General features: G+C 61.4%; 6 protein-coding genes and 1 pseudogene. 2 read left to right on the top strand and 5 right to left on the bottom strand.

All coding sequences use genetic code 11. The annotated features are described in order from the left end of the window. The 5 genes and pseudogenes from KTN04_RS15380 to KTN04_RS15360 form a co-directional block, all read right to left on the bottom strand. Positions 1 to 82: pseudogene (locus KTN04_RS15380) on the bottom strand (electron transfer flavoprotein subunit beta/FixA family protein); the annotation flags it as partial. Between the two features lie 15 nt (positions 83 to 97). Further along, complete coding sequence (locus KTN04_RS15375) at positions 98 to 1,195, bottom strand: alkene reductase (RefSeq protein WP_217336120.1); 1,098 nt, start codon at positions 1,193 to 1,195, stop codon at positions 98 to 100. Positions 1,196 to 1,205: 10 nt separating this feature from the next. After that, a complete protein-coding gene (locus tag KTN04_RS15370) occupies positions 1,206 to 1,976 on the bottom strand; it encodes an SDR family NAD(P)-dependent oxidoreductase (RefSeq protein WP_217336119.1) in 771 nt (256 codons plus the stop codon). 198 nt (positions 1,977 to 2,174) lie between these two features. Further along, a complete protein-coding gene (locus tag KTN04_RS15365; protein WP_217336118.1) occupies positions 2,175 to 3,215 on the bottom strand; it encodes a ferredoxin--NADP reductase in 1,041 nt (346 codons plus the stop codon). 16 nt (positions 3,216 to 3,231) lie between these two features. Continuing rightward, the gene (locus tag KTN04_RS15360; RefSeq protein WP_217336117.1) at positions 3,232 to 4,458 is read right to left on the bottom strand and encodes an acyl-CoA dehydrogenase family protein; all 1,227 of its coding nucleotides are present in this window, start codon (positions 4,456 to 4,458) and stop codon (positions 3,232 to 3,234) included. A 287-nt stretch (positions 4,459 to 4,745) separates the two neighbouring features. Between KTN04_RS15360 and KTN04_RS15355 the strand changes: the two genes are divergently transcribed. Together KTN04_RS15355 and KTN04_RS15350 are read left to right on the top strand one after the other, a co-directional pair. Beyond that, complete coding sequence (locus tag KTN04_RS15355; protein ID WP_217336116.1) at positions 4,746 to 5,726, top strand: WD40/YVTN/BNR-like repeat-containing protein; 981 nt, start codon at positions 4,746 to 4,748, stop codon at positions 5,724 to 5,726. Between the two features lie 2 nt (positions 5,727 to 5,728). Next, positions 5,729 to 8,200, top strand: coding sequence for an efflux RND transporter permease subunit (locus KTN04_RS15350; RefSeq protein WP_254262606.1), 2,472 nt, complete (start codon positions 5,729 to 5,731; stop codon positions 8,198 to 8,200). The last annotated feature ends 41 nt before the right edge of the window (positions 8,201 to 8,241 follow it).

Genomic DNA, 8,241 nt, shown 5'->3' with positions numbered 1-8,241 from the left:
GATCCACGCCGGAGCCATCGGACTTGACGCGCACCTTGACGTTGTAGTCGATGACGCGCTTAACCGGTACCAGTACTTTCATGTTCAATTCCTCGAATTACTCTGCCGCTGTGGGGTAGTCGGTATAGCCGGCCGGCCCCGGGGTATAGATGGTCTTGCGGTCGAACTTGGCCAGCGCCAGTCCCTTGCGGATGCGGGTCACCAGGTCCGGGTTGGCAATGAAATGGCGGGCGAAAGAGACCGCGTCACCCTGGCCTTCGCGTACCGCATCGGCGGCGGACGACGGGTCAAAGCTGTCGTTCAGGATCAGGCCACCGCTGAAATGTTCACGGGCCAGCGCAAAGGCATCGATGGCCGGGTCCGGCGCCCGCATGATGTGGACAAAGGCCACGCCGATGCACGAAGCCGCCTGCATCAACGCCACATGCGTTGCGACGCTGTCTTCGTCGGCGGTATCGTTGAAGGTGTTGCCGGGATTGATGCGGAAACCGACCCGGTCCAGACCGATCGCCTCACCCATCGCCTGCAGACACTCGGCCGCAAAGCGCACCCGGTTATCGACGCTGCCGCCGTAACAATCTTCGCGATGGTTGGTGCCCGAGCACATGAACTGCATCGGCAGATAACCACTGGTGCAGTGCAACTCGACCCCATCGAAACCAGCCTCACGGGCATTGATCGCCGCCTGGCGGTGTTCGTTAACCACGGCTTCCACTTCTTCGGTGCTTAATTCACGCGGCATGTCGAACGGCTGCATGCCGGCGGCATCGGTAAACACCTCGCCACGGGCCTGAATGGCCGACGGTGCCACGGTCTCCACCCCTTCGGGCTTGATCTGCGCACTGCCGACACGACCGGCGTGCATGATCTGCAGAATGATGCAACCGCCCTTGGCATGGACGGCATCGGTCACCCGGCGCCAGGCCATGATCTGCTCGGCGGTTGCGATACCGGGCTGGCGGCAGTAAGCCTGCCCGGTCACACTGGGCCAGGTGCCTTCAGCCACGATCAAACCGGCACTGGCACGGGCGGCATAGTGTTCCACCATTAAGTCACTGGGCACACCGTCGGCGTCGGCGCGGTTGCGAGTCATGGGGGCCATGACAATCCGATTGGCCAGTTCCAGCGCACCGATGCGAATGGTTGAGAACAGCGGCTCCACACCCACCAGACTGTCCTGATTAAGACTTGTCATGGGCGTCTCCTTAATCCAGCGCCGTGACCAGCACGGCCGAGCGACCGCCATCCACCGGCAGCGTGGCGCCGGTAATGTAGGACGCCTGGTCACTGGCCAGAAACAGGATGGCGTTGGCCAGTTCTTCCGGCTGGCCGACACGCCCCATGGGAATCAGTTTTTCAGTGCTCTTGCGCGCCTTGTCATCAGCCAGCATGCCCGCGGTTGCCGGCGTCTCGACCACGGCCGGGATCACCACGTTGACGCGGATGCCATAGGGCGCACCCTCGCCGGCCGCGGCACGGGAGAAGTTGGTTACCGCCGCCTTGGACGCCGAATAGCCCGACATCCAGGGGGTGCCCAGCTCGCCGCAGATAGAGGACAGGTTGACGATGGAGCCCCCGTGCGCCTTCATCAGCTGCAGCGCGGTGCGCGTGCCCCAGAAGGTACCGTCCACCGAGGTGGTGAAGTTTTCATGCCACTGTTCAGTGGTCATCTCCTCGATGCTGCCCCAGTTGAACGCCATGGCGTTGTTCACCAGGATATCCAGCTGGCCGTGACGCTCAGCCACGCCTTCCAGCGCCGCGACAAACGCCTGCTCATCGCTGACATCCGCCTGTACCGCCTCGGCTTCACCGCCACCGGCACGGATGCTGGTCACCACCGCTTCCAGTGGTTCCAGGCGGCGCCCACACACCACAACATGCGCACCTTCTTGCGCGAAACGTTCCGCTGTGGCAGCGCCGATGCCGCTGCCGCCACCGGTAATGAATGCGACCTTGCCTTGTAGACAGCCCTGCATAATGTGTCTCCTGAGTTGTTGTTATCAGAGAACAGACTCGCTGCCGCATCTGCGCGACAGACAGGCATTCACACCTGCGCAGTCAGTGAATTCAGATTAAGAGGGTGGCCGATGGCTGCCATCGTCCAATGAGACTAAACCAAAAGGACCGGCACAAGGCCGGTCCAATTGATTGAAAGACAAAGGGTTGTATGAGAGTCAGGTGTACTTGAGCCGCACCTTCGCCGAAGTTGGCACTGCCTGGCACGTCAGTGTCATCCCCTGCGACAGGTCGCGCTCATCCAGCACGTCATTGTGCAACAGCTTGACCTCACCCTCGGTCACTTCACACATGCAGGAGGCGCACATGCCCGCCATGCACGAATACGGCAGCTCGATGCCGGCCTTTTCAGCGGCATCCAGAATGGTTTCATCGCCCTGACACTGCAGCTCGTAATGCTGGCCGTCCAGTTCGATCGCCACCTGAGCCTCGTCAATTTCAGCCGACTCGGTCAAAGCGGCCTGCTGATCCTCATCCCGTGACTCCTCCGACGGCAGGGACACAAAGCGCTCGACATGAATATGCGCAGGCGGCAACTTGAGTTCCTGCAGCGCCTGCTCGGCGGCATCCATATAAGGCCCAGGGCCGCAAATGAAGGCACGGGCCTGCTCGAAACCGCACGACAAGCGCTTCAACAGGCTAACCGTGGGACGCCCCTGTACCGCGTCCAGCAGATGGATCACATCCAGGCGATCGGCATACTGCTCCAGCAGCTCCTTCAGCGCCTCACGGAAGATCACCGACTGCTCGTCGCGATTGGCATAGATCAGGCGCACTTGCCCGCGCCCGCGCAGCAGCACTGAACGCAGGATGGAGAACACCGGCGTGATACCGCTGCCACCGGCAAAGAGCAGAAACTCCCCGTCCAGCGACTCAGGGGTGAATACACCCGCTGGCTGCATCACTTCGATGCGATCTCCAGCCTTCACGTTATCGCAGATCCAGTTGGAGCCACGCCCCTCCACCACGCGCTTGACGGTCACGCGCAAGCGTGAATCCACCGTGGGCGCACTCGACATCGAGTAACAGCGCAACAGGTGCTCACCCTGCCAGGGCAGGCGTAGGGTGAGAAACTGACCCGGCCGGTAGCGAAAGCGCTCGACCTGATCGGCATCGAGGGCAAACTGCAGGGACACCGCATCATCGGTTTCCTGTACAACCTGCTCAACCTGCAGGTTATGGTAGCGGGACGTGCTCATCGGCAGACTCCTTGGATCAGATGTACGGGTCCATGTTGGGTAGACCCAACATCACAGCACCACTGGCGCGCGCATAGGCATCGGCATTGTTGGCGATGTGGCCACGCGCCTGATGAATATCGCGGAAAATGCGCTCGATCGGGTTGCTGCGGTACATGCCGGACGCCGCACAGGCACGCAACAGCTCACTGATGCGCTCGGCACACAGCTTCGGTACTAGCGATGCCTGGGCTCGCTGCATCAGACGCTCTTCCACCGGCATCTTTTCACCGGTCCGGGCGCAGTGCACGATGCGGTCGTAGTTGCGGAACATCACCAGCTTGAGCTGATCCACCGCAATCATCGCTTCGGCCACGGCCATCTGGGCGTTGGGGTCTTCAGCGGTCTTGGCACCATGCTTGCCGACATGCGCACCGGCACGGGTACGGAACTCCTCGATGGCCGCCTCGGTTGCCCCCAGGCACGCCGAAGATACGGCACGCTGGAACACCTGCGTGAACGGAATCTTGTAGGTCCAGTGCGGGTTGGTTTCACGCCCCGGACAACCGGCATCGGAATGATCGTTGGTGCGGTGCGTACGGTGCTCGGGCACAAACGCATCTTCAACGATGATGTCGTGACTGCCGGTGGCACGCAGGCCCAGCACATCCCAGTTCTTCTCGATTTTGAAGTCGCTGCGCGGCAGCAGGAAGGTAGTGTGTTCCAGCTCGTCCGGGTTGTCCTTCTTCGGCAGCAGACCGCCGAGGAAGATCCATTCGCAGTGCTCCACCCCGCTGGAGAAACCCCAGCGACCGGAGAAGCGGTAACCGCCGTCCACTTTCTCGGCCTTGCCCACCGGCATGTAGGTGGACGCAATCAGAGTGCCGTCATTGCCGTTAGCCCAGACATCCTGCTGCGCCTGTTCCGGGAACAGCGGCAGCTGCCAGTTATGCACGCCGATCACGCCATAGATCCAGGCTGTGGACATGCAGCCACGGGCCAGCGCCATCTGCACCTTGTAGAACACGCGCGGGTCCAGCTCGTAGCCACCCCAGCGCTTGGGCTGCAGCACACGGAACAGACCCGCTTCCGCCATTTCCTTAACCGTTTCGCGCGGCACCATGCCGGCTTCGTCGGCCGCACGGGCCCGCTCCCGTAAACGCGGCGCCATCTCTTCCGCCGCCTGGACCAGGCGAACGGCCTCCGGCGTCATGTAATCTTCATTGGTTGCCGCTGCTATAAAATTGTTCGTCAACACGCCCATCGCACGAGTCTCCTCGGTTATTATTTGTCTTCACCGGGCATGACCGGCTGCACCGACCATCTCCTTGTACATGACGCAGATTTCCACAGCACAACACCCCCCTCATCGTCAATTCGGACTAACACGAATTCACTTCTGATTCAGATCACCACCTGTGACCCCTAGCCCATTTGGACGATGTTGCGGGTACCGCGCTGAGAATAATGGGAAGCGTACTCTTCGAGCTCCAGGCCAGTAGTACAAAAACAATGCCAAGCCTGAAGGCCTCAAAACAAAGGAGTTTTGCCATGCGCGTAACCCTGGGCATCGCTGTTTCACTGATTGTGGCAGTGGCCGGACTTTTCGCGTTCTCACACCGGGATACCCCACCTCTGGGGCCAAGCCAGATTCCGGTTGAAAACATGAACCTGACCAGCATCACACAAACCGCCGCCGGGCTCGTGACCGCCGGCGAACTGGGCCACATCCTGGTTTCCAACGACCAGGGCAACAGCTGGAACAAGGCGACCCTGTCGCACCAGCGTCATGCACTGATCACGCGCCTGCACTTCAAGGATGAGCGCAACGGCCTGGCCATCGGCCACGAGGGCTGGATCCTCAAAACCACCGACGGTGGCCGCAACTGGGACGAAGTTGCCTTCAACCCCGGCGGCGAGCCGCTGCTGAGCGTCAACCGCCTGCCCTCGGGCGTGTGGATGGCAATCGGGGCCTTCGGCCAGGCGCTGATGTCCAGCGACGACGGCCAGAGCTGGGCCGAAATGCCGCCGCCCAACGGTACCGACTGGCACCTCAATGCCCTGTTGCCCTCCGAAGATCACCGAACCTGGCTGATCGTGGGCGAGGCCGGCACCCTGTTTCGCTCGCTGGATGGCGGCGACACCTGGGAGAGCATTCCCGAGTTCTACAACGGCTCCTTCTACGGCGGAGCGCACCTGGGTGACGATACCTGGGTGGTCTACGGCATGCGCGGCAACATCTTCCGCAGTGACGACAACGGCACCAGCTGGGCCAGCGTCGGCGGTCAGCTCAACGCCTCCCTGTTTACCCATCGCGTGCTCGATAACGGCGACATTTTGCTGGGCGGTCAGGGCGGCGTGCTCATGATCAGTGAAGACCGGGGCCAGAACTTCCGTTTTCTGCACAAGAGCGGCCGCATGACCCTGACCGACATGGCACGCCTGCCCTCCGGCCAGCTGCTGATGAGCAGCGATAGTGGGCTGATGCCGGCCCTGTCGGTTGACCAACTGAAACAGTCCGCAGGAGCCTGATCATGTCCAATCACTCTACTGCCGTGCAAAAATTTGTTGACACCTCGGCCCGTCTTCTGATCATCGGCCGCAAGCCACTGGGCTTTCTGTTCCTGCTGATCACCATCATGCTCGGCTTTTCCGCGATGCAGACCCGCTTCGACCCCGGTTTCAACAAGCTGATTCCGCTCAAACATGAATACATGCAGGCCTTTCTGGAACACTCTTCCGAGTTCACCGGCGCCAACCGGGTGATGGTGAGTCTGGAATGGACCGGCGAAGGTGACATCTACAACCCGATCTTCTTCGACAAGCTGCGCGAAGCCACGGATGCGGTGTTTTTCACCCCCGGCATCAACCGGACCAGCGTACGCTCGCTGTTCACGCCGGAAGTGCGCTACATCGAAGTGACCGAATACGGTTTTACCGGCGGCGTGGTGATTCCGTCCCGCTTTACCGCCAACGACGAGGGTCTGGCGCAGGTCCGTTCCAACGTCTACAAATCCGGCCAGATCGGCAACCTGGTCTCCAACGACCTGAAATCCGCCATGGTTCAGGCCGAACTGCTGGAGCTGGACCCGGAAACCGGTGAAAAGACCGACTATGCCGCCGTGGCGCGCCATCTGGAAAAAATCCGTGCCGACCTGGGCGGCGACAACATCAATATCCAGATCATCGGCTTTTCCAAGGTGATGGGTGATGTGATGGATGGCCTGATGACCGTGGTGATCTTCTTCGCCGTGGCCTTCGTGATCACGTTCGTCCTGCTGTGGGTGTACTCGCGCTCGCTGAAACTGACCCTGCTGTCGATCGTGGTGGCACTGCTGCCGGTGATCTGGCTGCTAGGCATCCTGCCGCAGATCGGTTACGGCATCGACCCGATGTCGGTACTGGTGCCCTTCCTGATCTTCTCCATCGGCGTGTCACACGCGGTACAGATGACCAACGCCTGGAAACTGGACGTGCTTTCGGGCATGAGCGCCATTGAAGCCGCCGAAAGCGCCATTCGCAAGCTGGCCATTCCCGGTACCGTAGCCCTGCTGGCCAACGCTCTGGGCTTCATGGTGATCATGGTGATCGACATCCCCATCGTGCACGAACTGGGTGTGACCGCCTGCCTGGGTGTAGCCCTGATGATCATCACCAACAAGATGTTCATGCCGATCATCCTGTCTCACCTCAAGCTGGAGAAAATTGCGCTCAAGGGCGACGACAACAATGGCGAAAAACACCCGCTGTGGTGGAAGATTTCGGCCCTGTCACAACCCAAGCCGGCGCTGGTTAGCCTGGCGGTGATGCTGGTCCTGCTGGCAGCCGGTACCTGGCAGTCCCGCTCGCTGCTGACCGGTGACATCGGCACGGGCGTGCCGGAACTGCGGGCCGAATCGCGCTATAACCAGGACAACGACAAGATCATCAGCGACTACTCCATCGGCATGGACGTGCTCTCGGTGTACGTGGAGACCAACCGCGACTCCGAAGCCTGCCTGGACTGGCAGGTGATGAATGCCGTTGACCGCTTCGATTTCCACATGCGCGGCGTGCCCGGCGTGCAGTCGGTCAGCACCGTCTCCGGCATGGCCAAGCTGTACGTCTCCGGCAACAACGAAGGCAACCCGCTGTGGCGCACCCTGCAGCGTTCGTCCATGGCCCTGCGCTCAGGCAGCCAGGCGGCCAACCCGGAGCTGGGCCTGAACAACGAACTGTGCAAGACCATCAACATGATGGTGTACCTGGACAACCACCAGAACGACACGCTCAAACACGTCATGGGCGAAATTCAGGGCTTTATCGACGGCCAGACCGTCGAGGGTGTGGAGTTCCGTCTGGCCGGTGGCAACGCCGGTGTGGCGGCCGCGACCAACGAAGCGGTGGAAACGGCTGAAGTGCAGATGATCGCGTCCATCTTCGCGGCCATCACCCTGCTGTGCTGGATCACCTTCCGCTCCTGGCGCGGGGTGCTCTGCGTGATCGTGCCGCTGATGCTGGTGACCATTCTGTGCAACGCACTGATGGCGCTGTTGGGCATCGGCCTGAAAGTGGCCACCCTGCCAGTGATCGCCCTGGGCGTAGGCGTGGGGGTCGACTACGGCATCTACATTTATGAACAGATGCAGCACTCGCTCAAGCGCGGTGTCGATCTGCGTACGTCCTTCTACGAAGCGATGCGCCAGCGCGGCACGGCAGCGGTATTCACGGCCGTCACCATGACCATCGGCGTCGGCACCTGGGCGTTCTCGGCGCTCAAGTTCCAGGCCGACATGGGCATCCTGCTGGCCTTCATGTTCATGGTAAACGTACTGGGCGCCATCTTCCTGCTGCCTGCACTGGCCTGCTGGCTCAACGTGCAGCCGAGCAAGGTGACCCAGGCGGATGATGCCACCACCGCTACGGCGAACCCGACCACGCCTCAGCCGGCCGGACAGGCCACGGCCGGTGCCCGCCGCAGCAGCCAGGCAACCCGTACCCAGGCCGTCGCCACCAGCGACACCTGATCGCTCGCGGGTGGTGACCCGGTCGCCACCCGCTCTCTTCC

The sequence above is a fragment of the Marinobacterium weihaiense genome, assembly GCF_019061305.1.
Taxonomy (GTDB): Bacteria; Pseudomonadota; Gammaproteobacteria; order Pseudomonadales; family Balneatricaceae; genus Marinobacterium; species Marinobacterium weihaiense.
This window is presented reverse-complemented; position numbering and strand designations above follow the sequence as displayed.

Coding starts and splice junctions, on each gene's coding strand:
- KTN04_RS15375 (WP_217336120.1), bottom strand. CDS start 1,195: ATGACAAGTCTTAATCAGGACAGTCTGGTGGGTGTGGAGCCGCTGTTC.
- KTN04_RS15370 (WP_217336119.1), bottom strand. CDS start 1,976: ATGCAGGGCTGTCTACAAGGCAAGGTCGCATTCATTACCGGTGGCGGC.
- KTN04_RS15365 (WP_217336118.1), bottom strand. CDS start 3,215: ATGAGCACGTCCCGCTACCATAACCTGCAGGTTGAGCAGGTTGTACAG.
- KTN04_RS15360 (WP_217336117.1), bottom strand. CDS start 4,458: ATGGGCGTGTTGACGAACAATTTTATAGCAGCGGCAACCAATGAAGAT.
- KTN04_RS15355 (WP_217336116.1), top strand. CDS start 4,746: ATGCGCGTAACCCTGGGCATCGCTGTTTCACTGATTGTGGCAGTGGCC.
- KTN04_RS15350 (WP_254262606.1), top strand. CDS start 5,729: ATGTCCAATCACTCTACTGCCGTGCAAAAATTTGTTGACACCTCGGCC.